Consider the following 21,820-nt stretch of genomic DNA (forward strand, 5'->3'; position numbering starts at 1 on the left):
AGTGGCTTTTGTCGCCCTTGTGGCCGCCGCGCCGGGCCCCGATTAACGGGTTTGTGGGTTGTTGTGTTTTATCCATGTAACCCCCAAACCCCCCCACAACACCTCCCTTTTTCCATGGGATACACCTACTTGTGTTGAGGTTTTCTCAACACATGGCTACGGTGGCTGACCATGCAGCAGGACGAGGTGGCCGCACGGGTCCGACAGGTGATCGACGCGGCGGGGGTGAGCGCGCGCGAGTTCGCGCGGCGGATCGTCATCGATCCGTCGAAGCTGTCCCGGTCCCTGAACGGCACACGACGCTTCACCGCCGCCGAACTGGCCCGGATCGCGGACATCGGCGGCGTGGACGTCGGCCGGCTGATCGGTACGACGGCCGGTGCGGCGGGTGCTGCGGCCGGCGGTGCGGCGGGCGGTGCGGCATCGACGCCGTCCCCCGTGCGCCCCTCGTCGCCGCCTCGCCCGCCTTCGCCCTCACCGGAGGGCGGCAGGCCCTTGCAGATCGTGCGCGAGACCGTCCGGCTCATCGCCGAGCGCGGTTTCCATGCCGTCCGGGTCGCGGACATCGCCGCGGCCTGCCACACCAGCACGGCGGCGATCCACTACCACTTCCCCGGCCGTGACGAACTGCTGGAGGCCGCGGTCCGCTGGTGCATGGACGAGGACACCCGTCGGCGTGCCGACGCCACGGCCGGCACCCGTCACGCCGGGGACGAACTGCGCCTGCTGATCGACCTCCAGACGCCCCGGACCGAACAGCAACGGCGGCAGTGGTGCGTCTGGCTCGACCTGTGGGCCGAGGCCGCCCGGTCCACCACGGTCGGACGACTCCACGTGGAGTACTACCGCCAGTGGCGGGGGACGGTCGCCGACGTGATCCGGCGCGGCGTCGAGCAGGGCGTGTTCCGTCCGGTCGACGCGGACGGCGCTGCCCTCGCCCTCACCGCGCTGATCGACGGGCTGGCCTCCCAGGTCCTGGCCACCGAACCCGGCCCTCCGGGCAGCGGCCTCCCGGGCACGGGCGCGGAGGCCATGCACGACGCGCTGATCGCCCACGTGGACGCCTGCCTGACGGCGCCCACGGCCGGCTGACGCCCGCGCCGACCCCGTACACCCGTCCCTTCCTGAACCCGAAATCCCGAACTCCCCTAGCTCCCCTGACTCCCCTGACTCCCCTAGCTCCCCTGACTCCCCGAGAGGAGACGTTCCCGCATGCCCGTGAACCAGGACGTCATCATCACCTGCGCCCTCACCGGAGCCGGCGACACCGTCGGCCGCAGCCCCCATGTCCCGGTGACGCCCGAGCAGATCGCCGCCTCCGCCGTCGAGGCCGCCGGGGCCGGCGCGGCCGTGGTCCACATCCACGTCCGCGAGCCGGATACGGGTGCGCCCTCCCGCGACCCCCGGCTCTACCGGGAGGTCGTCGAGCGGATCCGGGAGACCGGCACCGATGTCGTCATCAACCTGACCGCCGGAATGGGCGGGGACCTGGTCATCGACCCGGAAGCCCCGCTCCGTCAGCTCCCGGGCACCGACCTGGTGAGCGGTCTGGACCGGCTGCCGCACGTGGAGGACCTGCTCCCGGACATCTGCACCCTCGACTGCGGTTCGCTCAACTTCGGCGACGGCAGCAACCTCTACGTCTCGACCCCCGACATGCTGCGCACCGGCGCGAAGCGCATCCAGGAGCTCGGGGTCCGGCCCGAGCTGGAGATCTTCGACACCGGGCAGCTGTGGTTCGCCAAGCAGCTGCTCGCCGAGGGGCTGCTCGACGATCCCACGGTCTTCCAGCTCTGCATGGGCATTCCGTGGGGCGCGCCCGCCGACCCGGGCGTCCTGCTGTCGATGGTCAACATGCTTCCCCCGGGCGCCCAGTGGGCGAGCTTCGCGCTCGGCCGGATGCAGATGCCCTGGGTCGCCCAGTCGATCCTGCTCGGCGGACACGTCCGGGTCGGCCTGGAGGACAACCTCTATCTGGGCAAGGGCGTCAAGGCCACCAACGGCCAGTTGGTGGAGCGCGCGGTGCAGATCACCGAATCCCTGGGGTCCCGGGTCGCCACGCCGGACGAGGCGCGCCAGAAGCTCGGCCTGCGCCCGCGCGCCTGATCAGCCGCGCCCCTCGCCTTCCCCAGAACCCCCGACTCCTCCCCCTCACCGTCTTTCCGGAGTGCCCCCGTGACCGTCATCCCCTCCCCCACCCCGCCCCCCGGTCCCCCCGCACCCTGTGCCCCGGAGGACGTACGCCGTGTGGCGTGCGTCGGGGCCGGGGTGATCGGCGGCGGCTGGGCCGCCCACTTCCTCGCTCGCGGCTACGACGTCACCGCCTGGGACCCGGCCCCCGACGCGGCCGTCCGGCTGCGCAGGCTCATCGCCGCCGCGTGGCCCGCGCTGGAACAGCTCGGCCTGGCCGACGGAGCGTCCCAGGACCGGCTGACCGTCACCGCGACCCTCGAAGAGGCCGTGGCCGATGCCCAGTTCGTCCAGGAGAGCGCCCCCGAGAAGCTGGACCTCAAGCGCGATCTGCTGGCCCGCCTGGACGCCGCCGCGCCCGCCGGCACGGTGATCGCCTCGTCGACCTCCGGCTACCCGATGTCCGACATGCAGACGCAGGCCGCCGACCCCGGGCGGCTCGTCGTCGGGCATCCCTTCAACCCGCCCTACCTCATTCCCCTGGTCGAGGTCGTCGGCGGGGAACGGACCGCGCCCGCCGCGGTCGAGTGGGCCTCGCGCTTCTACGCCGTCGCGGGCAAGTCCGTGATCACCATGGACCGCGAGGTGCCCGGCTTCATAGCCAACCGGCTCCAGGAGGCCCTGTGGCGCGAAGCGCTGCACATGGTCGCGGCCGGAGAGGCGACGGTGGCGGAGATCGACGCGTCGATCACCGAGGGGCCGGGGCTCCGCTGGGCCGTGATGGGGCCGATGCTCACGTTCGCGCTCGCGGGCGGCGAGGGCGGGATGGCCCACATGCTCGACCACTTCGGCCCGTCGCTGAAGTCACCCTGGACCCGGCTGGAAGCACCCGAACTGGACCGGGCCCTGTACGAGGCGGTGGTGGCCGGCTGCGAGGAGGCGGCGGACGGCCGGAGCATCGCCGATCTCGTCGCCGAGCGGGACCGGGGCGTCATCGACGTCCTGCGCGCGACGGGCCGCCTGCCCCGGTCCGCCGAGGAGGCGACCCGATGAGCGAGCAGCAGACGTACGAGGAGACGACCGTGGCCGAGGAGCCGACCGTGACCGAGGACGACGCCGTGTCGCTTCCCCTGGTCCACCGGACCGTACGGCCCGAGTGGATCGACTACAACGGCCATATGAGCGAGGCGTTCTACGTCCTGGTCTTCGGGTACGCCACCGACGCGATGATGATCGAGACCGGTCTGCACGCCGGGTACCGGGAGAGCACCGGCTGCTCGCTCTACACCGTAGAGTCGCATCTGCGCTATCTCCGCGACGTGGCCGAAGGATCCCATCTCGCCGTCCGCACCAGCCTGTTGGGCGTGGACGCGAAGAAGGCGCGCTTCAGCCACGAGCTGTACGTGGTCGACGCCCCCGGCGACGTACCGGAGCCGGAGGCCGCCCCGGTGGCGACGAGCGAACTGCTGGCGCTCCACGTGGACCAACGGGCGGGCCGCACCGTCCCGTTCCCGGATTCCGTACGGGAGCGGCTGGCCGCGCTCGTCGAGCCGGCGCCCGCGTGGGCCGGTCGTTCGATCGCCGAGGTCCCGGCGGTCCGCTGACCGCGGACGCCGTACCCGCCGCACGGCTCGGGCCGAGCCGTGCGGCGGGTGTGGCGCCTCCGTTGCCGCCGTGTTGCCGGGCATGACGGGCCGTTGCGGGTTCATGGCCGGGCGGGCGACACGCTTCCGAGGGTGCGCGGTGCGGCCTACGGTCCGTATTCAGCCCGTCGCCGCCCCGTGCGAGGAACCACATGAGCCAGCCCCTCGACTCCGTCACCGCAGGCCACACCCCCGAGGACCAGGACCGGCAGGACCCCGGCGCCGCCTGGTCGTTCGAGACCAAGCAGATCCACTCCGGCGCCGCCCCGGACCCGACGACCGGCGCCCGCGCGGTGCCGATCTACCAGTCGACGTCCTTCGTCTTCCGCGACACGCAGCATGCGGCCGACGTGTTCTCGCTGGCCGAGCCGGGAAACATCTACACCCGCATCCACAACCCCACCCAGGACGTCCTGGAGCAGCGCATCGCCGCGCTGGAGGGCGGGGCCGCCGCCGTCGCGCTGGCCTCGGGCCAGGCCGCCGAGACGCTGGCGATCCTGACGCTGGCCGGGGCCGGGGACCACATCGTCTCCTCCCCGTCGCTGTACGGCGGCACGTACAACCTCTTCCGCCACACGCTTCCCCGCTTCGGCATCGAGGTGACGTTCGTCGAGGACCCGGAGGATCTGGCGGCCTGGCGGGCGGCGGTCCGGCCCAACACGAAGGCGTTCTTCGCCGAGACGCTCGGCAACCCGCGCGGTGACGTGCTGGACGTCCGAGGCGTCGCGGACACCGCGCACGAGGCCGGGGTGCCGCTCATCGTCGACAACACCGTGCCCACGCCTTTCCTGCTCCGGCCGATCGAGCACGGCGCGGACATCGTGGTCCACTCGGCGACCAAGTTCCTCGGCGGGCACGGCACGACGATCGGCGGGGTGGTCGTGGACGCCGGTACGTTCGACTTCGGGGCGCACGCCGAGCGCTTCCCCGAGTTCCACGAGCCCGACCCGAGCTATCACGGGCTGCGCTACTGGCCGGACCTCGGCCCGGGCGCGTTCGCGGTGAAGCTCCGGGTGCAGTTGCTGCGCGACCTGGGGCCCGCCCTCTCGCCGCACTCGGCGTTCCTGCTGCTCCAGGGCATCGAGACGCTGAGCCTGCGGCTGGAGCGGCACACCTCCAACGCGCTGGAGCTCGCCCGCTGGCTGGAGCGGCGGGACGAGGTGGAGACCGTGCACTACGCCGGTCTGGAGTCGAACCGCTGGTACGAGGCCGGGCAGCGCTATCTGCCGCGCGGAGCCGGGGCCGTGCTGGCCTTCGAGCTGAAGGGCGGGACCGAGGCGGGCCGGCAGTTCGTGGACGCGGTCGAACTCTTCAGCCACCTGGCCAACATCGGTGACGTACGGAGCCTGATCATCCACCCGGCCTCCACCACGCACAGCCAGCTCACCGAGGAGCAGCTGATCGCCACCGGCGCCACGCCCGGTCTGGTGCGGCTGTCGGTGGGGCTGGAGAACCTGGACGACCTCAAGGCGGACCTGGAGGCGGGTTTCCGGGCGGCGAAGGCGGCGTCCTGAACCGGACGGCCCCGCACCACGCGCTCCCCCTCCTGCCGGCCTCCGGCGGCCGGAAGGAGGGGGACCCGCCCGGTCGCCGCCGCTGGGCGGCGATCGAGGACCCGCTGCCCCTGGAGTCCGGGATCAGGCTGCCGGGGGTGCGCCTGGCGTACGAGACCTGGGGGCAGCGGGCGGCCGACGGATCGAACGCCGTGCTGGTGCTGCACGCGCTGACGGGCGACAGCCATGTGGCCGGTCCCGCCGGTCCGGGGCATCCGACGCCCGGCTGGTGGGACGCGCTGGTCGGCCCGGGCCGGGCGCTCGACACCGACCGCTGGTTCGTCGTCGCGCCCAACGTCCTCGGCGGCTGCCAGGGCAGCACCGGCCCCTCGTCCCCCGGGCCCGACGGCACGCCGTGGGGGTCCCTGTTCCCGTATCTGAGCGTCCGGGACCAGGTGACGGCGGAGGCCGCGCTCGCCGATGTGCTGGGCATCGACCGGTGGGCGGCCGTCGTCGGCGGGTCGATGGGCGGGATGCGGGCCCTGGAATGGGCGGTGAGCAGGCCCGAGCGCACCGGTTCGCTGCTCGTGCTCGCCGCCCCGGCGGCCGCGTCCGCCGACCAGATCGCCTGGGGCTCGGTGCAGATCGGCGCGATCCGCTCCGACCCGGGCTGGCGGGGCGGCGACTACCACCACGCGCCCCCGGGCGACGGCCCGCACCGGGGCCTCGGGCAGGCGCGTCGCATCGCCCACATCACGTACCGCGGCGAACCCGAGCTGAACTCGCGCTTCGGCGGGCGGGCACAGCCCGGGGAGGAGCCCGCGCACGGCGGCCGCTACCGGGTGGAGTCCTACCTCGACCACCACGCGGACAAGCTGGTGCGCCGGTTCGACGCCGGCAGTTACGTGACGCTCACCGAGGCGATGAACGGCCACGACGTCGGCCGGGGGCGGGGCGGGACCGCCCGGGCGCTGCGCCGGGCGGAGCTGCCCGCCCTGGTCGCGGGGGTCGACTCGGACCGGCTGTACCCCCTGGCGCAGCAGGAACGGCTGGCCGCGCTGCTGCCGGGGGCGGAGGGCGCGCGCACCATCGCCTCGCCCTGCGGGCACGACGGGTTCCTCATCGAGACGGACCAGGTGGGCGCGCTCGTACGGGAGTTGCTCGCGCGAGCACCACAGCCGCACCCGGCCGCCCCCGCACCAGCCCGCCCCTCCCACCTCCCTCTTCATCACCTGACCCGCGAGGAGCAGCCATGAGCCCCCTTCCGACCGAGGACGTCTACGACCGGATACGGATGCGGCAGTGGTCCCGCGGCCGGGCACGCTCCGCCGGGATCGAGCGCCGCGATCTGCTGAAGCTCCTCGCGGCGGCCTCCGCCGCCGTGCCGCTGGCCTCGGTCGCCGCACCGGCCCGCGCGGCCGACGGGCTGCCCGGGGTGGTCAAGCCGCTGCCCGCGGAGCTGTTCACGCTGCGCGGCACCAACGCGGAGACGAACTTCGCCGCCCTGCGGGACACCGGCCTGCTCACCCCCGCCGACCGGTTCTTCGTGCGCAACCACACCGCCACGCCGCGCATCGACCGGGCCGACTGGAAACTGACGGTGTGGGGTGACGGGCTGCGGGGCGGCCCGGTGGACTTCGCCCTCGCCGATCTGCTGGCCCTGCCCCCGGTGACGCGTACCGCGTTCGTGGAGTGCGCGGGGAACGGCCGCAGCTTCTTCACCTCGCAGCAGGGCCAGGCGGTCAGCGGCACCGCCTGGACACTCGGGGCGATCGGGACGGCCCGCTGGCGCGGGGTGCGGCTGGCGGACGTCCTGCGCCGGGCGGGGGTCGGGCGGCAGGCGGTGGACGTCCTGCCGCGCGGCCTGGACGCCGAGGTCGTCACCGACGGGGTGAAGCTCGGGCGGGTGCGCCGTCCGCTGCCGGTGGCGAAGGCTCTGGACGACGTGCTGCTCGCGTACGAGATGAACGGCGAGCCGCTGCCGCCCGACCACGGCTACCCCGTCCGGCTGATCGTGCCGTCGTGGGTCGGCATCGCCAACATCAAGTGGGTCGGCGACATCGAGGTGAGCGCCGAGCCGCTGCTCACGCCGTGGAACACGGGCCTCTACCGGCTGTTCGGCCCCGGGCATCCGCCGGAGGGCGGTCCGCCGCTGACCCGGCAGACGCTGAAGAGCGCCTTCGAACTGGTTCCGGGGGCCTCGTTCCGCGCTCACCGGCGCGCGCTGCTCACCGGGCGTTCCTGGTCGGGCGGGGCGCCCGTGCGGGCTGTGGAGGTCAGCACGGACGGGGGTGCGCGTTGGCGGGCGGCCCGGCTGCGGGACGAGCCGCGGTCCGGGAGCTGGGTGCGCTGGACGGCCGACTGGGTGCCGAGGGAGCGAGGTCCTGCCGTGCTGCTGGCGCGGGCGACGGACCGCTCGGGGCGTGCGCAGCCGGTGGCGACCGCGCACAACACCCAGGGCTATCTGTTCGACGCGGTGGTGCGCCACCCGGTGACGGTGAGCTGAACCACGGCACGCGGTGGTGGGCCGGCCCCGTCACGGTGCCGTGCGGGCCCCTGCCAGTACGGCGCTGTGCACGGCGCGGGCGATCCGCGCGCCCCAGGTGGAGCGGGGTCCGGCGAAGGGTTCGCCTCCGCCGGGCCCCGGTTCGGGGGCCGCGACGCACACCGCGTCCGTGGGGGTGCCCGAGCAGTCGAGTCCGGCGTCGAGGAGGGCCTGGACCTTGGCCTCGGTGGCGGTGGCGACGGCGTTGACGAGGGCGGCGTCGGAGAGCGCGACGGGCAGCGTGACGACGATGTTGACCGTGCCGGGCCGGAACGGGGCCGCCGGGACGTCCTCATGCCGGGTGGTGTCGGGGGCCGCCGCCCAGCCCCGTACGCCGAGGCCCGCCGTGACGGTCGCCGTGACACCGCTGTCGTGGGCGGTCGTGTACGCGGCGACGTCGGCCGCGGTCATCAGCCCGGCGCCCGGGCCCGTGAGCCCCTCCGCGGCGGCGATCTCGGCGAGGTGGCGGTCCGGGTCGAGGCGCGGGTAGCCGCCGGGGACCTGGGCGTTGAGGATCCAGGCCCGAGGGCCGATGCCGCCGCCGAGGACCGCGCTGCTGCACACCCGCACGCCGGGCCCCAGCCGCCACACGAGGTGGTGGAGATGGTGCCCCTCCTCGTTCCGGTCGCGAAGGTCCGCGCGCGCATCGCCGCGTTGCGCGGGCAGCCGGAAGCGTACGGAAGAGATGGCGCACCCCTGGTGGCTCGGCTGGTCGGCGGTGGTCCGTCCTGCGGCCGCCACGGTCCGCCGATCATATGCGGGGCCCGGACCCTCACCCGATTGGCCTAACGGGCTCCGGGGCGGCCCGGTGCCGCCGCACGGGGCCGGGGCCCCGCACCGGGCTTCCGGGGGCCGCGATCCGGGCGGGCGGGCGGTTGCAGCGTCCATGCGGGTGAGGCGCGATGGAATCCGGACGCGCCACCTCCGGTGGAGCCAACCACAGGGCGTGCCCGAGAGGAGGAATCGGTTATGGGAGCCGCTGACGGTTTCACGGATTCCGGAGAACTCGACGGTCTGACCGTGTACGACAACGACGGCGAGAAGGTCGGCAGTGTGGGCCGGGTGTACGTCGACGACGACACCGGCAAGCCCGACTGGGTCACGGTCAAGACCGGCCTGTTCGGCATGAAGGAGAGCTTCGTCCCGCTCGCCGGAGCCCGTCGAGTGGGCTCCGACCTGCACCTCGCCCATCCGAAGGAGAGCGTCAAGGACGCGCCGCGGGTGGACGCGGACGCGCACCTCTCCGTCGCCGAGGAGGAGGAGCTGTACCGGCACTACGGCCTGACCAGGAAGTCCGGCAATCTCGGTGAGAACCGGCCGGCCGGCATGGACGCGCCGACCACCGCCGGAACCGGGGCGATGGGCGCCGCGGGCGCCGCGGGTGCCGCTGGTGCCGCGGGTGCCGCGGGCACGTCCCGTGGGGGCGGTACGACCCCCGGTGCCAAGGCGACCGGGAAGGCGACCACGGCGGGCACCAGCGCCGGCGCCGCGACGACGGGAGCAGCGGGCATGGCAGGAGCGGGCAGCGGTACGGGCAGGCACCGCGATACGGACGCCTCCACCACGGCACGCCCGCTGGCGGGCGCCGGGGCGGGCACGTCCCGGGCGGCCGACATGAGCGGCAAGGAGGAGATGATCCGCTCCGAGGAGCAGCTGCACGTCGGCAAGGAGGAGTACGAGAGCGGCAAGGCCCGGTTGCACAAGTACGTGGTGACCGAGGAGGTCACCCGGACCGTGCCGGTGTCCCACGAAGAGGTCCGGGTGATCCGTGAGCCGGTCCAGCCCGGTGAGAAGACCACCGGGACCAGCGACTTCGGCGAGCAGGACGTCGAGGTCACGCTGCACGCGGAGCGCGCCACCGTACGCAAGGAGGCTGTGCCGGTGGAGCGGGTCCGGCTGGAGACCAACCGGGTCACCGAGCAGAAGGAAGTCTCCGCCGAGGTCCGCAAGGAGAAGATCGACTACGCGGACGGCAAGGACATGGGCACCGGCAAGGACGCCGGTGGCGAGTTCGGCAAGGGTCGACGCCGCTGACCCGCACATCCTCAGGTGGCCACACGGCCGCTCCCAGTCCTCGGCCGCCGGGCGGGCTCGTACCTTCGAGTCCGCCCGGCGGGCTGTCCGGGGCCGCACCGCGTCCGATCCGCGTGAAGTCGCGTGATCGCTTGCCGGGGCCCGGGGTCAGGGAATCCGGTGCGCATCCGGAACTGACGCGCAGCGGTGAGGCGGACGGGCGGGGCCACGGCCACGGGAGCACCCCGCACCCTGGCCCAGCTGCCCCGTGAACTGCTCCTGGCGGACCGACGAACCGCGGGACCGGCCCGCCGCCCGGCCCCGCGGATTCCGTCCGGCGCTACGGAGCCTGGAGAGCGATCACCGCGTTCTGGCCGCCGAAGCCGAAGGAATGACTGACGGCCCGTCGTACGGGCACCTCGCGCGGGACCTTGGTGACGCAGTCGAGGGCGAACCCTGGCTCGGGGGCGTCCAGGTTCGCGATCGGCGGGATGATCCCGTGCTGGAGCGTGAGGATCGTCAGGCCCGCTTCGATGGCGCCGGCCGCTCCCATGCAGTGGCCCAGTACGCCCTTCGGGGCGGTGACGGGCGGCCGGTGCGGATAGGCCCGGCCGATGAGGGCGGCTTCGGTGGCGTCGTTGAGGGGGGTCGACGTCCCGTGGGCGTTGACGTGGTCGACGTCCTCGGCCTGCCAGCCCGCGTCGCGCAGCGCGGCGTCGACGGCGGCCCGTGCGACGTCCCCCGAAGGGTGCGGGCTGGTGGGGTGGTGGGCGTCGGTGGTGGCGCCGGTGCCCGCGATCAGCGCCCGGGGGGCGGCTCCTCTGGCGCGGGCGTCGTCGGCCCGCTCCAGGACCATGACGGCCGCGCCCTCGCCCATGACGATTCCGGCCCGGTCGGCGGCGAAGGGGCGGCAGAGGCGGGCGGGGTCGCCGTCCCGCGGTGCCGCCGCGCCGGAGCGGGCGAAGCCGGTCATGGCGACCGGGAACACGATCGACTCGGTGGCCCCGGCAATGGCGATGTCGCACTGGCCCAGGGTCAGCATGTCCCGGGCCACCGACAGGGCGGTCACCCCGGACGAACAGGCCGTGCACGGGGCCAGGCTGGGCCCGGTGGCCCTCATCGCGATGGCGATCTCGGCCGCGGGCATGTTCGGGATGGTCAGCAGGATGCCCGAGGGTGAGGTGGCCTCGGGACCGCGCCGCTCCAGGGCGACGGCCTGTTCGGTGAGTCCGGCGGACCCTCCGCTGCTGGTGCCGACCACGACGGCGACCCGGGCGCCGTCCCAGCGCTCCGGGTCGAGCCCGGCGTCGGCGACCGCCTCCCGGGCGGCCAGGAGGGCGAACTTGACGTACCGGCCCATCCGGAACGCGGTCCGGCCGCCGACCGCTTCGTCGAGGTCGATGCCGGAGACGGTACAGGCGAAGTCGACCGCGCAGCCGCGCAGTTCGGGGACGGTGCGGGCGGGCGAGAGGCCCGCGCAGACGCCGTCCCAGGTGGTGTCGGTGGTGTGGCCGACCGGGGTGATCATCCCCAGTCCTGTCACGGCGATGGCGGGTCGCTTCATCGGGTGTTGCTCACCGGCACCGTCGCCTCGGCCGCCGCGGGGCCGACGGCCGCGTCGATGTACGCGGAGATGTCGGCCAGCGTGGCGTCCTTGTAGAGCTTCTCGGAGTCGGCGTCGACGCCCAGGGTCTCCTTGATGATGACGGCGAACTCGGCGACCGCGAGGGAGTCCATCTCCAGGCTGTCCATGGTGGAATCCGGCAGGATCTCGGCGGCGGGCACCTTGAACGTCCCGGTGAGCACCTCGGTGATCTTGGGGTGAATGGTCTGCATGGTGATTCCTCTCATCGGCGTCCGGTCGGCTTCTCGCTGAGCGGCGGGTGGGCGAACGCGGCGACCCATCGCCCGAAATAACTGGATGACGATCTTCCGGTTACGCCTTGCGGCGAACCGATTCGTCTACGCTCACCTGCGGCTTCTCGAACCATCGGGAGAGCACCGATGTGGTTCCCCAGTACGCCAGCAGAACCCCGCGGGTGCCGAGCGCCGCGACCTTCTCCCGCAGCGGGCGCCTCCGGCTGCCGCAGACGGGCTGCCGGAACTCCGCCGCGCGGCCCCGGATGCCCGCCCGGCGGCCCCGGTGCCAGGGCCCCTCGGGGTCGTCGTAGACCTCCGCGTAACCGGGTCCGGCGATCGGCCAGTCCGACATCAGGCGCTCGGGAAGCGCGAAGGACGCCACCAGGGCGGGGGTGTGTTCGGCCACGACGACGGTCGCCTCCTCCACCGCGTCGGGCAGAGAGGTGACCTGATCGGCGGTCAGCCGTCCGGAGGCGAGCAGGTCACCGCTGTTGCGGGCGGTCCACCGGAGCGCGAAGAGCCTGCGCAGCTCGGTCAGCCGTTCGCGCGCCCCGCCCTCGGGCGTGGCGGCGACGGCCTCGGCGTACGCCTCGTCCGCCTGCCGGTAGGCGTAGGCCTCGACGCCGCGCAGCGCGGCCGACGACGCGGCGTTCCAGCGGCCGAGCGGGTCGCCGGGCGGGGCGGCGCTCATCCGCTCGCGGGCACGGGCGAACCAGAGGTCCTCGACGGCCGCGATCAGCCGGCCGAGGAAGGCGGGATCGTCCAGGTCGCCGGGGCCGTCGCTCATCGCCTCGTCCCGGTCGGTGACACGGAAGAGCATCTCGGCTGCGGCCTTGGCGTGCACGGCGAGATTGTCGCCCTCGGCGGTGATCGCGCCCTCGATGCCGGTGAACAGCTCGGTCATCCCGTTGTTCTCCAACAGCCCCTGGGCTCCGCACCGTTCGCGGCACTCGACGATGACGGCGCGCGCCTGCCAGGTGATCCACCCCTTGGCGACGGCCACCAGGCGCTCCGCCTCGCCCCTCCCGGTCTCCGGGGCCGACTCCCAGCGGTGCAGGGCCCTGCGGTGCAGCAGGCTCATCGCGTAGACGGTGGCCATCGCTGCGGCCAGCGGCCCGTGGTGGGTGCGGTGCGCGTACACCGGGACCCGCCGCGCGGCGCGCGATCCCGAGATCATCCGGTGTCCGGCGTACCGGACGGCGATGGCGAGGGTGACCCGGGCGGAGCCGACCGCGCAGGCGCTCATGGAGAGCTTGCCGGGGGTGACCCGGCCGATGGAGGCGAGGAACCGCCTTCTGCGGTTGGGCACTTCACTGCGGAACCGGCCGTCGTCGTCGATCCGCCCCTGCTGTCCGGCGAGCAGCGCGTCACGCGGGACGAAGCAGCGGTCGAAGGAGGTCAGGCAGTGGTCGACCGGGGAACCCATCCGGGCGGGCAGCCGCCGCACCCGGACGCCGGGCAGGGCGCGGTGGGCGTCGGTGAGCGGGGCGAGGAAGAGGAAGACCCCGTGGTCGGCGCCGTCGACGAGCAACCGGGCCGCGACCACACCGGACTTGGGGCCCCCGGCCGGGCTGGTGTTGGGCATGAACTTCTGCGCCCCGGCGTGCGGGGTGTGCAGGAGGAAGCCGTCGCGTTCGCGGTCGTACGTCGCGGTCGTCTCGATGGCCGCCGCGTCGTTGCCGTGCGCCACCTCCGTACAGAGGAAGGTTCCCACGCGCCGCAGGGCGAGGAAGTCCGACAAGTCGCGCAGCGTGCCCGCGTCGTGGTCGAGGAGGCTGCCGAGGAAGAGGTTGTAGTGGATGCCCGCCACGGTGGTCAGCGCCGGGTCGACGGGGCCGAGCCACTCGTGCAGGGCGGCCAGCGCCCGGGGGTCGGCGGCCAGTCGCGCGCCGCTGTCGAGCGCGTTGTTGAGAATGCGCAGGCGGTGGTAGGAGAGGGCGAGTCGTTCGTCCGGGGTGCCGCCGCCGGGACGACGAAACGGTTCTGTTGTGAGTAGTCGACGCCAGAATCCGTGCTCCTCGCGGAAGTTCGACCCGAAGAGAGCTGCGGTCAGCGAATCGTTGGCGGACGGCGGGGCCGCGTCATTCGTGGTTACGGTCACAACAAATTAACGATCAAGGAACGGCGAGGACACCCCTCGCCGTCCCGAAATGCCCCCGTATATCAGGCGCGTTGGAAGGCGAGGACGACGTTGTGGCCGCCGAAGCCGAAGGAGTGGCTCAGCGCCGTCTCGACCCGCTGGTGACGGGGCTCCTTCGTCACACAGTCGAGCGGGAAGGCGTCGGGGAGCGCGTCCAGGTTGGCGATCGGCGGAACGGCGGAACGTTCCAGCGTCAGGACGGTGGCCACCGCCTCGATCGCGCCCGCCGCCGCCAGGGTGTGACCGATGACGCCCTTGGGGGCGGTCACCGGCGGCCGGTGCGGGAAGAGCCGGGAGATGAGGGTGGTCTCCATGGCGTCGTTGAGGGGCGTGGAGGTGCCATGGGCGTTGATGTGGTCGACATCGCCCGGCGTCCAGCCCGACTGGTGCAGCGCCGCCTGGACCGCCCGCTGGGCGCCGTGTCCGTCGGGGGCCGGGGCGGTGGGGTGGTGGGCGTCCGTGCTGGAACCGGCCCCGGTGAGCAGGGCGCGCGGGCGACGGCCCCGGGCGCGGGCCTTCTCCTCGCGCTCCAGGACGAGCATGGCGGCGCCCTCGCCGATGACGAAGCCGTCCCGGTCGGCGGCGAACGGGCGGGAGGCGGCCGCCGGGTCGCCGGCGCGCGTGGACAGCGCACCCATCCGGGCGAAGGCGGTGACCACCAGCGGGGTCAGCACCGACTCCGCACCGCCCGCCACGACCACGTCGCAGCTGTCGCCGAGCAGCAGATCGCGGGCGACGGCGACGGCGGTGGCCCCGGAGGCGCAGGCGGTGGCGGGGGCGAGGCTCGGCCCGCCCGCCTTCAGCGCGATGGCGACCTCGCCCGCCGCCGCGTTGGGGATCATCATCGGGACGAGCAGCGGGGAGACCGCCTCGGGGCCCGAGGCCGCCAGCCTGGCCGCGTTGTCGACGAGTACGGAGACGCCGCCGACGCCCACGCCGAGCACCACGCCGACCCGGGTGCCGTCCCACCGGGCTGGGTCGAGGCCGGCGTCGGCGACGGCCTGCCGGGCGGCCACCAGGGCCAGCTTCACGAACCGGGCCATCCGCCACACCGACCGGCCGCCCACCGCCGCGTCCAGGTCGATGCCGTCGACCGGACAGGCGAAGTCGACCGGCAGACCGGCCAGTTCCTCGCACCGCCGGGCGGTGGACCGCCCGGAGCACAACCCCTCCCAGAAGCTGTGCTCGTCCGCCCCTGCGGGTGTCACCAGGCCGATCCCCGTCACCGCGACGGCGGTGCCGGCTCGGGCCTCGGTGCCCTGATCAGCGGGGAGCGTCATGCTGTGTTCCTTCCATAGAATCCGTGCACATGGTCTGCGGGGTCCCCGGCCAGCGAAGTGCCGCCGAACCCCAGGTCAGTCCGCCCCCGAACGCGGTGAGCAGCACCCGGTCGCCGGCGCGGAGGCGGCCCTCGTCCGCCGCGTCGGCCAGGGCCAGCGGGATGGAGGCGGCGCCGGTGTTGCCGACCCGCTCCAGATGGGTGACACAGCGCTGCGGTGCGATGCCGACCCGCTCGGCGACGGCGCGCAGGATCCGGGCGTTGGCCTGGTGCGGCACGAAGCGGTCGACCTCCGCCGGGTCCCAGCCGACCCGGTCCAGGAGCGTCCGGCAGGAGCCGGTCATCCGCTCGACGGCGTGCTGGTAGACGGTGCCGCCCCGCATCCGGAAGAACCCGTCGCCCAGCCCCGGCGGCTTTCCGCTCGCCCGGGCGCGGGCACCGCCGCCGGGGACGGTGATCAGGTCGTAGCCCGTGCCGTCGCTGCCCAGGTCGAACGCGAGCAGTTCCCCGGGGTCGCCGGAGCGCCCGGCCGCCACCAGGGCGGCGCCCGCCCCGTCGCCGAAGACGACGCCCGCCGAGCGGTCGGCCGGGTCGAGCCAGGTCGAGTAGACGTCGGCGCCGACGAGCAGGATCCGCCCGTAGAGGCCCGAGGCGACCAGCCCGTGGCAGACGGCGAGTCCGTAGACGAAGCCGCTGCACACGGCGGCGATGTCCAGCGCCGGTACGGTGCCGAGCCCGAGCCGGGCCGCGAGCGCGGGGGCGGTGCCGGGGCAGAGGTGGTCGGGGGTGGCGGTGGCGAGGACCACCGCGTCCACCTCGCCCGCCGCCGGGGCGCGGGCCAGCAGCCGCGAGGCCGCCTCGAAGGCGAGGTCACCGGTGGCGACGCCCGGTCCGGCCCGGTGCCGGCTGCCGATGCCGGTGCGGCGGCGCACCCAGGCGTCATCCACCTCCCAGTCGGCGGGCAGCCGGTCGTTGCCGACCGGTTCCCCCGGCACCCAGCCCGCCACGCTCTGCAGCACCGCCGTGCGCACCCCGGCCGCTAAGACGCCCGCCCGCGCCCCCGGCTCCGTACCACCCTCGGCCGTCCGTCTCCTCGCCACCCGTCGCCCCGATCCCGTTGTCGTACTGCATCGGGTTGACGAACGGCGGAACGTCTCACGAGGGTGCGTTCGACTGCGCCGAACGGGTCATGACGAGGCGTCAGTTGGGGGGCAGGACACTCCCGAGGGCCGCCCGGAGCTCGTCCGTGCCGGGCGGGTTGGCCCCGGCCCGGGAGACGGTCACGGCGGCGGAGGCGACCGCGTGGCGCAGGACGCCGGCAAGGGTCTCCCGGTCCACGGCGCGCAGCCGGTCCCGGGCGTCCGGGCCCAAGAGCCCCTGCACGGCGAGGGCGTGGAGCGTCCCCGACATGAACGCGTCGCCCGCGCCCACGGTGTCGGCGACGTCGACGGGCGGGGCCTGTACCGTGATCCGGCCATCCGGCAGAACGGCCAGCGCCCCGTCGCCGCCCCGGGTCACGAGCACCACGGCGGGCCCGAGCTCCAGCCAGCGTCGGGCGACCCGCTCCGGCTCCTCCCCCGGGTACAGCCACTCCAGGTCCTCGTCGCTCGCCTTGACCAGGTCGCTCAGCCCCACGCACTCCTCGACCCGGCGGACGGCCGCGGCGCGGTCGCCCATGAGGGCGGGCCGCACATTGGGGTCGTAACTGACGGTCGCGGTGGGCCGGGCGGCGCGCACGAGGTCCAGGACGGCGGCCGATCCGGGCTCCACCACCGCACCGATCGACCCGGTGTGCACATGGGCCGGCGCGGGTTCGACGGCGACCGGGGCGAGGGTCCAGCCGACGTCGAAGGCGTACGAGGCCTGCCCCGCCTCGTCCAGGGTGACGGCGGCCGACGGGGTGGGCGCGGTGGAGCCGTCGGTGCGGACGTCGACGCCGCCGGAGGCCAGATGCTCCCGGATGAGCCGTCCGTTCTCGTCCGGGCCGAGCTGGGTGAGAAGGACGGCGCGGTGGCCGAGGCGGGCCAGGCCGTACGCGACGTTGGCGGGGCTGCCGCCCGGGTGGACCCGGGGGGCCTCGTCCGGCAGCCGGACGATGTCGGCGACGCATTCACCGATGACCAGCAGTTCGCTGTGGTCGAGCATGGGGGCGGTTCTCCTCAACTGCCGTGACATGGGTGTCCTGGTAGGCGGCGCGGCCTCGGAACACGGCCGGGTGAGCCCGGGCTCACTGTGTCCTCGATCCGGGCCCGTCGGTGGCCAGCGGTGTCAGGAGGTCTGCCGGACGAGGTTTCGACGGGTGGGCCCGCTCCGGTTCGGGAGCTGCGGTCTCCGTGCGCGGCGCGGAGTCCGGGAGCGGCTTCACGGGGGCGGCGCGGCGGACCCAGAGCAGCGCTCCGGCCAGCACGGCGGCGGCGGCCAGCAGCCAGGGCAGCGGGCCCGTGGGCAGGGTGCCCGCGGCCAGTCCGGCGCCGGCGGCGACCAGTTGCAGCGAGAGCGACTGGACGGAGAGGGCGGTGGCCCGGCCCGAGGTGTCGACCCGGCGGTGCAGCAGATCTCTCTCGTTGGGTCCCGCCGCCCCGAGGCCGAGGTACACCAGCCCGTAGCCGGTGACGGCGGCCGCCGTGGCGAGGGTGCTCATCGTGTGCGCGGTGAGCCCGAGCAGGGTCAGCCCCAGCCCCACCAGCCCGAGGCTCGCGAGGACCGCCCGCTCGCTGCTGCCGGCGAACCGGGCTACGAGCGGCGCGAGTTGGCTGCCGAGGGCGGAGCAGAGGAACCCGGCGCAGGCCAGCCCGGCGAAGACCAGGGCCCCGGATTCGGCCGTCCCCATGAGGGCGGCGGCCCGGCCCGGGGTGAGGAGCTCGACGGCCGCGAGGGCGGCCCCGGCGGCGCTCGCGGTCAGCAGGATGCGCCGGATCAGGGCGTCCCGGGCGCCGAGCCGGAGCCCGGCGGCGATCGCGGCGGGCACGCCGCCCACGACCCGGCGCACGGTGGTGCGGGGCCGGGGCGGTTCGGGCAGGGCGCTCAGGACGGAGAGGACGAAGACGACCTCGACCAGCGCGCCGAGCAGGGCGGGCACGGAGAGCGGGATCACGAGCCCGCCGGTCGTTGCGGCCAGCCACTCCCCCGCGCCGGGGGCGAGGCCGAGCAGCCAGGGCAGCCCGCCGCCGAGCAGGGTGCCGAGCGCGAGGGCGGCCGAGGTGGCGGCGCTGCCGCGCGCCAGTCCCGTACGCAGATCGGCGCCGCGTCCCGCGTGGGCGTGGACGGTGTCGACGTACCAGGCCTCGGCGGGACCGCTGGACAGGGCGCGGGCGAGACCCATCAGGCCCATGCCGAGGGCGATGGCCCAGCCCGCCGCGCCGAGGCCGATGAGGGTGAAGGCGGTGAGGTTGAGCAGCCCGGCGACGGCCAGGACGGGGCGTCTCCCGATGACGTCGGAGAGTCCGCCGGTGGGCAGTTCCATCGCGGCGGCCGTGAGGGAGTGCGCGGCGTAGAAGCCGGCGATGGCGGCGAGGCCCATGCCCCGTTCGGTGAAGAGGAGCACTCCCGTCGCGATGGACATGCCGATGGGGAGCCAGAAGAGGAACGAGACCGCGACGTACCGGCGGCGCGCGGTCGCCTCGTCGAGGCCTCTGTGCCCCGGGGCGTCGGTGGCGCGGACCGACCCGCCGGTCATGGGGCGTCTCCGGCGGCGGGGGCGTCCTGGTCGGCCGCCGTTTCCGTACCCGTCTCCGGCTCCGTACCGGTCTCCTGCTCCGGGGCCAGCGGGAGTCCGGCGGTGAACAGCACGACCTGCTCGGCCCGGGGGTCTTCGGCGTCCCGGGCCGTCAGCTCGTCCGTCTTCGCGCGGAACGCCTCCCACAGCTCGGCGAGGGACTCCGGCGTGAGCCGGGGCATCAGGTCGCTGACACCCGACGGCTCCTGCCACTCCCGGCCCAGCCGGCCGCTTTCCAGGTCCGCCTCGTGGCGGTCCAGGGACTGCTGGAGGTGCTCGATCTGCCGACGGTGCAGGACACTGAGGATCACGCTGCCGCCGGGGCTGCGGTGCATCGCCTCATTGCTCCACGAGGTGACGTCGTGCACGGACTTCCAGCGCCGTTCCCGGCCGTCACGGTGGTCGGCCTCGGCGACGAACCCGTACTTGGCGAGCACCCGCAGGTGGTAGCTGGTGGAGGCGGAGGACTCCTCCGTCCTCACCGCGAGTTCACTGGCGGTGGCCGGTCCGTGCTGTCGCAGCAGCCCGAGCAGGGTGAGGCGCAGGGGGTGGGTGAGCGCCTTGAGGGCGGCCCCGTCCCGCTCCGGATCGAGTACGCGACGACCGTCTTCGCTGTCCATGACCGCAGCGTAGAGCGGCGGGAGCACTTTCCCAAAGTATTTTTGCAGAATATTTTTTGGAAACCTGGCGGGGAACCCCGACCGACGCCCGTCAGGCCTCCCCCCGGGCCTGCCTCCGCGCCCGCAGAACCTCCATCACGTCGCGGCACCAGTCACGATTGGCGCGCTCGAAGTCCCGCCCTCGGCGGCAGGTGAGATACGGGCCGACGCGCGCACCCCGGAGCAGGAACTCCGCTTCGTCCAGTCCTCCGCGCATCCTGCGCAACTGCTCCTCGAACAGCGCGGCCTTGGCTTCGGCGAACGCGTACCGCTCGGTGAGCCGATCGATCAGTACGCCGGCGTCGAGGTGGTCGGCCGCCTGGACCTGGACCAGCAGGTCCTCCCGGAGGAAGGCGGGTTTGGCCGTGGCGGACGCGAAGCTCTCCAGCTCGGCCAGCCCCTCGCCGGTGACCCGGAACAGCCGCTTGTTGGGGCGCGCCTCCTGGACGACCTCGCGCCCCGCGACCAGACCTTCCTTCTCCAGCCTGGCCAGCTCCGCGTAGACCTGCTGCGGCAGGGCGTGCCAGAAATTCGCGACGCCCGCCGCGAACGCCTTCGTCACCTGATAGCCGCTCAGCTCCTCGTCGAGCAGCGCCGCCAGCACCGCGTGGCGCAACGCCATCGGACCGCCTCCCTCTCAGCCGTGTCCGGGTCCGGCCAGGTCCGAGCGGATCCCCGTCCACCCCTGTCCGGAACACCGACCCTCATGATAGTCATGAAAGTGACTAGTCACTTTCATGACTATGCGGCGCTTCTCAACGAGGGCGCACCTCACCAAGGAGGACACATGACCGACGCAGTGGACCGTTTCCGCGCCGCCGTCGACAGCCGCGACCTCGGCGCCCTGGACGATCTGTTCACCGAGGACGTCCGGCTCTACAGCCCGGTGAAGTTCACCCCGTTCGAGGGCAGGCCGGCGGTGCTGGGACTGTTCGGCGTCCTGCTGCGCACCTTCGAGGACTTCCGCTACGTCGGCGAGTTCGCGGGCGCCTCGCAGACCAGCGCCGACGGGACCGAGGCCCAGTCGGCGGTTCTGCTCTTCCGGGCGACGGTCGGCGGCAAGGAGATCCATGGCATCGACCTCCTGCACCTGGACGAGGACGGACGCGTCAAGGAGTTCACCGTGATGGTCCGCCCCGCCTCCGCCGTCCAGGCGCTGGGCGAGGCGGTGCTCGCCGGACTGGTCGCCGACGGACTGGCCCCCGCCCCGTAAGCGCGCCCACCCCGCGACAGCGCTCCGTCACGGTGCTCCGGCTCAGCTCGGCCGCGCCGTCTCCAGGGCGTCCGCGACCAGGCCCAGGAACCGGGCGTGGTCGCGGGGCCCGTAGAGGGGCTCGGGGTTCCACGGGACGACGGGCGTCGGCACGCCCTCGCTCCCGCGCAGCTCTTCCAGGGGGGCGGCGTGGGCGCGGATGTCGGTCAGGATCACCTCGGGGCGCAGCGCGAAGGTGTCGGTGCGGTCGAGCGTGGACCAGTTGGCCCCCGGGCCCTCGGCGGGCTCCACGAGCCGGACGCCCAGTTCGGTGAGCACCCGCAGCTCGGGCCACATCTTCGGGCGTGCGACATGCGCCTGGTCCGGGCCGGCCGGGGAGAGGGCGAGCACCCGGGGCGCGTCGCCGGAGGTGGCGGCGACGACGGCGCGCAGCCGCTCCCGGGCGGCGTCCAGGTCGCGGTCCGCGCCCGGCCGGTCCGGGGCGCCGAGCGAGCGGGCCAGTTCGGCGAACCGGTCGCCGATCTCACCGAACGTACGGGCCTGGCTGACGTCGAGGACGACCACCGGGACCCGCTCCTCCAGCGGCTTGGCCGTCTCGGGTGCCAGCCCGTAGACATGGCCGCCGCCGTAGCTGACGGCCACCACGAGGTCCGGCGAATCGCTCAGCAGCCGCTCGACGTCGAGGGTGCTGCCCGCACCGGCGTACGCGACCTCCTCCAGCGGCAGGGTCCCGGTCTTCGCCGTGTCGGGGTCGGGCCCGTCGTGGTCGGAGCCGAAGATCCCCACCGGCCGGATTCCGAGATCCCACAGGGTGGCCCCGGCCTGAACGTAGGCCAGCACCCGCCCCGGCGGCCGGGGCGCCGTCGACTGCTGACCCCGGTCGTCGGAGAACCGCCATTCGCTCTGTTCCGTCACGTCACACACGCCCCTCTGCCGCCGACTGCCGTTCCATTCGTGCGAGTTCGTACACGTGTACCTGCCCACCTCCTCGCCGCCACACCCCTCTGGCCAGGGAACAAACAGCCGCCGGGCGGGTGCGGGCACGACGGGCGAGTCACGTCACCCAGTGTTATGAATAAGTCACTTTCAGCTATGGGGTGGCGTCCGGCCGTCCCCTTCCGGACGGAGCC

The 21,820-nt window shown here is 73.8% G+C and carries 20 protein-coding genes; 9 read left to right on the plus strand and 11 right to left on the minus strand.

The window, feature by feature from the left end; translation table 11 throughout:
- Positions 1-171: 171 nt before the first annotated feature.
- The 7 genes from ACFWRV_RS12825 (at position 172) to ACFWRV_RS12855 (ending at position 7,772) form a co-directional block, all read left to right on the plus strand.
- Positions 172-1,092 carry a TetR family transcriptional regulator C-terminal domain-containing protein gene (locus tag ACFWRV_RS12825; protein ID WP_384332603.1) on the plus strand — a complete coding sequence of 307 codons (921 nt, stop codon included), beginning with the start codon at positions 172-174 and terminating at the stop codon, positions 1,090-1,092.
- A 120-nt stretch (positions 1,093-1,212) separates the two neighbouring features.
- Positions 1,213-2,106: a 3-keto-5-aminohexanoate cleavage protein gene (locus ACFWRV_RS12830; RefSeq protein ID WP_384332606.1), complete on the plus strand. Its 894-nt coding sequence runs from the start codon at positions 1,213-1,215 to the stop codon at positions 2,104-2,106.
- Between the two features lie 69 nt (positions 2,107-2,175).
- Positions 2,176-3,183 (plus strand): 3-hydroxyacyl-CoA dehydrogenase NAD-binding domain-containing protein, encoded by a 1,008-nt coding sequence (locus ACFWRV_RS12835; RefSeq protein WP_384332609.1) that lies wholly within the window; start codon positions 2,176-2,178, stop codon positions 3,181-3,183.
- Positions 3,180-3,734: a thioesterase family protein gene (locus tag ACFWRV_RS12840; protein ID WP_384332611.1), complete on the plus strand. Its 555-nt coding sequence runs from the start codon at positions 3,180-3,182 to the stop codon at positions 3,732-3,734. Before ACFWRV_RS12835 ends, ACFWRV_RS12840 begins: the two co-directional genes overlap by 4 nt.
- 191 nt (positions 3,735-3,925) lie before the next feature.
- The gene (locus tag ACFWRV_RS12845; RefSeq protein WP_384332614.1) at positions 3,926-5,287 is read left to right on the plus strand and encodes a bifunctional o-acetylhomoserine/o-acetylserine sulfhydrylase; all 1,362 of its coding nucleotides are present in this window, start codon (positions 3,926-3,928) and stop codon (positions 5,285-5,287) included.
- Positions 5,284-6,522, plus strand: a complete 1,239-nt coding sequence (locus tag ACFWRV_RS12850; protein ID WP_384332732.1) for a homoserine O-acetyltransferase — start codon at positions 5,284-5,286, stop codon at positions 6,520-6,522. Before ACFWRV_RS12845 ends, ACFWRV_RS12850 begins: the two co-directional genes overlap by 4 nt.
- Positions 6,519-7,772 carry a sulfite oxidase gene (locus ACFWRV_RS12855; RefSeq protein WP_384332617.1) on the plus strand — a complete coding sequence of 418 codons (1,254 nt, stop codon included), beginning with the start codon at positions 6,519-6,521 and terminating at the stop codon, positions 7,770-7,772. Before ACFWRV_RS12850 ends, ACFWRV_RS12855 begins: the two co-directional genes overlap by 4 nt.
- Before the next feature lie 30 nt (positions 7,773-7,802).
- Here ACFWRV_RS12855 and ACFWRV_RS12860 read toward each other — a convergent pair whose 3' ends face one another.
- Entirely contained in the window at positions 7,803-8,552 is a 750-nt protein-coding gene (locus ACFWRV_RS12860; protein WP_384332620.1) for an adenosylcobinamide amidohydrolase, read from the minus strand.
- 228 nt (positions 8,553-8,780) lie between these two features.
- Between ACFWRV_RS12860 and ACFWRV_RS12865 the strand changes: the two genes are divergently transcribed.
- Positions 8,781-9,845, plus strand: coding sequence for a PRC and DUF2382 domain-containing protein (locus tag ACFWRV_RS12865; protein WP_384332623.1), 1,065 nt, complete (start codon positions 8,781-8,783; stop codon positions 9,843-9,845).
- Between the two features lie 319 nt (positions 9,846-10,164).
- Here ACFWRV_RS12865 and ACFWRV_RS12870 read toward each other — a convergent pair whose 3' ends face one another.
- The 9 genes from ACFWRV_RS12870 to ACFWRV_RS12910 form a co-directional block, all read right to left on the minus strand.
- Positions 10,165-11,388, minus strand: a complete 1,224-nt coding sequence (locus ACFWRV_RS12870; protein ID WP_384332626.1) for a beta-ketoacyl-[acyl-carrier-protein] synthase family protein — start codon at positions 11,386-11,388, stop codon at positions 10,165-10,167.
- Positions 11,385-11,660, minus strand: a complete 276-nt coding sequence (locus tag ACFWRV_RS12875) for an acyl carrier protein (protein ID WP_384332628.1) — start codon at positions 11,658-11,660, stop codon at positions 11,385-11,387. Before ACFWRV_RS12875 ends, ACFWRV_RS12870 begins: the two co-directional genes overlap by 4 nt.
- A 100-nt stretch (positions 11,661-11,760) precedes the next feature.
- Positions 11,761-13,785 carry an acyl-CoA dehydrogenase gene (locus tag ACFWRV_RS12880; protein WP_384332631.1) on the minus strand — a complete coding sequence of 675 codons (2,025 nt, stop codon included), beginning with the start codon at positions 13,783-13,785 and terminating at the stop codon, positions 11,761-11,763.
- 62 nt (positions 13,786-13,847) lie between these two features.
- A complete protein-coding gene (locus tag ACFWRV_RS12885) occupies positions 13,848-15,104 on the minus strand; it encodes a beta-ketoacyl-[acyl-carrier-protein] synthase family protein (protein ID WP_384332634.1) in 1,257 nt (418 codons plus the stop codon).
- Positions 15,088-16,122 (minus strand): beta-ketoacyl-ACP synthase 3, encoded by a 1,035-nt coding sequence (locus ACFWRV_RS12890; protein ID WP_384332637.1) that lies wholly within the window; start codon positions 16,120-16,122, stop codon positions 15,088-15,090. Before ACFWRV_RS12890 ends, ACFWRV_RS12885 begins: the two co-directional genes overlap by 17 nt.
- A 181-nt stretch (positions 16,123-16,303) precedes the next feature.
- Entirely contained in the window at positions 16,304-17,248 is a 945-nt protein-coding gene (locus tag ACFWRV_RS12895; protein WP_384332640.1) for a carbohydrate kinase, read from the minus strand.
- Between the two features lie 82 nt (positions 17,249-17,330).
- Positions 17,331-18,779: an MFS transporter gene (locus ACFWRV_RS12900; RefSeq protein ID WP_384332643.1), complete on the minus strand. Its 1,449-nt coding sequence runs from the start codon at positions 18,777-18,779 to the stop codon at positions 17,331-17,333.
- Complete coding sequence (locus tag ACFWRV_RS12905) at positions 18,776-19,438, minus strand: ArsR/SmtB family transcription factor (protein WP_384332646.1); 663 nt, start codon at positions 19,436-19,438, stop codon at positions 18,776-18,778. Before ACFWRV_RS12905 ends, ACFWRV_RS12900 begins: the two co-directional genes overlap by 4 nt.
- 91 nt (positions 19,439-19,529) lie before the next feature.
- Complete coding sequence (locus tag ACFWRV_RS12910; RefSeq protein ID WP_384332649.1) at positions 19,530-20,099, minus strand: PadR family transcriptional regulator; 570 nt, start codon at positions 20,097-20,099, stop codon at positions 19,530-19,532.
- A 165-nt stretch (positions 20,100-20,264) separates the two neighbouring features.
- On the opposite strand from ACFWRV_RS12910, the gene ACFWRV_RS12915 reads away from it, so the two are divergent.
- Positions 20,265-20,690 (plus strand): nuclear transport factor 2 family protein, encoded by a 426-nt coding sequence (locus ACFWRV_RS12915; protein WP_384332651.1) that lies wholly within the window; start codon positions 20,265-20,267, stop codon positions 20,688-20,690.
- A 42-nt stretch (positions 20,691-20,732) separates the two neighbouring features.
- Here ACFWRV_RS12915 and ACFWRV_RS12920 read toward each other — a convergent pair whose 3' ends face one another.
- Entirely contained in the window at positions 20,733-21,605 is an 873-nt protein-coding gene (locus ACFWRV_RS12920; RefSeq protein ID WP_384332654.1) for an ABC transporter substrate-binding protein, read from the minus strand.
- Positions 21,606-21,820: the final 215 nt, after the last annotated feature.

This window comes from Streptomyces sp. NPDC058576 (assembly GCF_042718715.1).
Lineage (GTDB): Bacteria > Actinomycetota > Actinomycetes > Streptomycetales > Streptomycetaceae > Streptomyces.

Coding starts and splice junctions, on each gene's coding strand:
- ACFWRV_RS12915 (WP_384332651.1), top strand. CDS start 20,265: ATGACCGACGCAGTGGACCGTTTCCGCGCCGCCGTCGACAGCCGCGAC.
- ACFWRV_RS12830 (WP_384332606.1), top strand. CDS start 1,213: ATGCCCGTGAACCAGGACGTCATCATCACCTGCGCCCTCACCGGAGCC.
- ACFWRV_RS12910 (WP_384332649.1), bottom strand. CDS start 20,099: ATGGCGTTGCGCCACGCGGTGCTGGCGGCGCTGCTCGACGAGGAGCTG.
- ACFWRV_RS12895 (WP_384332640.1), bottom strand. CDS start 17,248: ATGCTCGACCACAGCGAACTGCTGGTCATCGGTGAATGCGTCGCCGAC.
- ACFWRV_RS12875 (WP_384332628.1), bottom strand. CDS start 11,660: ATGCAGACCATTCACCCCAAGATCACCGAGGTGCTCACCGGGACGTTC.
- ACFWRV_RS12905 (WP_384332646.1), bottom strand. CDS start 19,438: ATGGACAGCGAAGACGGTCGTCGCGTACTCGATCCGGAGCGGGACGGG.
- ACFWRV_RS12870 (WP_384332626.1), bottom strand. CDS start 11,388: ATGAAGCGACCCGCCATCGCCGTGACAGGACTGGGGATGATCACCCCG.
- ACFWRV_RS12825 (WP_384332603.1), top strand. CDS start 172: ATGCAGCAGGACGAGGTGGCCGCACGGGTCCGACAGGTGATCGACGCG.
- ACFWRV_RS12865 (WP_384332623.1), top strand. CDS start 8,781: ATGGGAGCCGCTGACGGTTTCACGGATTCCGGAGAACTCGACGGTCTG.
- ACFWRV_RS12840 (WP_384332611.1), top strand. CDS start 3,180: ATGAGCGAGCAGCAGACGTACGAGGAGACGACCGTGGCCGAGGAGCCG.
- ACFWRV_RS12885 (WP_384332634.1), bottom strand. CDS start 15,104: ATGACGCTCCCCGCTGATCAGGGCACCGAGGCCCGAGCCGGCACCGCC.
- ACFWRV_RS12900 (WP_384332643.1), bottom strand. CDS start 18,779: ATGACCGGCGGGTCGGTCCGCGCCACCGACGCCCCGGGGCACAGAGGC.
- ACFWRV_RS12855 (WP_384332617.1), top strand. CDS start 6,519: ATGAGCCCCCTTCCGACCGAGGACGTCTACGACCGGATACGGATGCGG.
- ACFWRV_RS12845 (WP_384332614.1), top strand. CDS start 3,926: ATGAGCCAGCCCCTCGACTCCGTCACCGCAGGCCACACCCCCGAGGAC.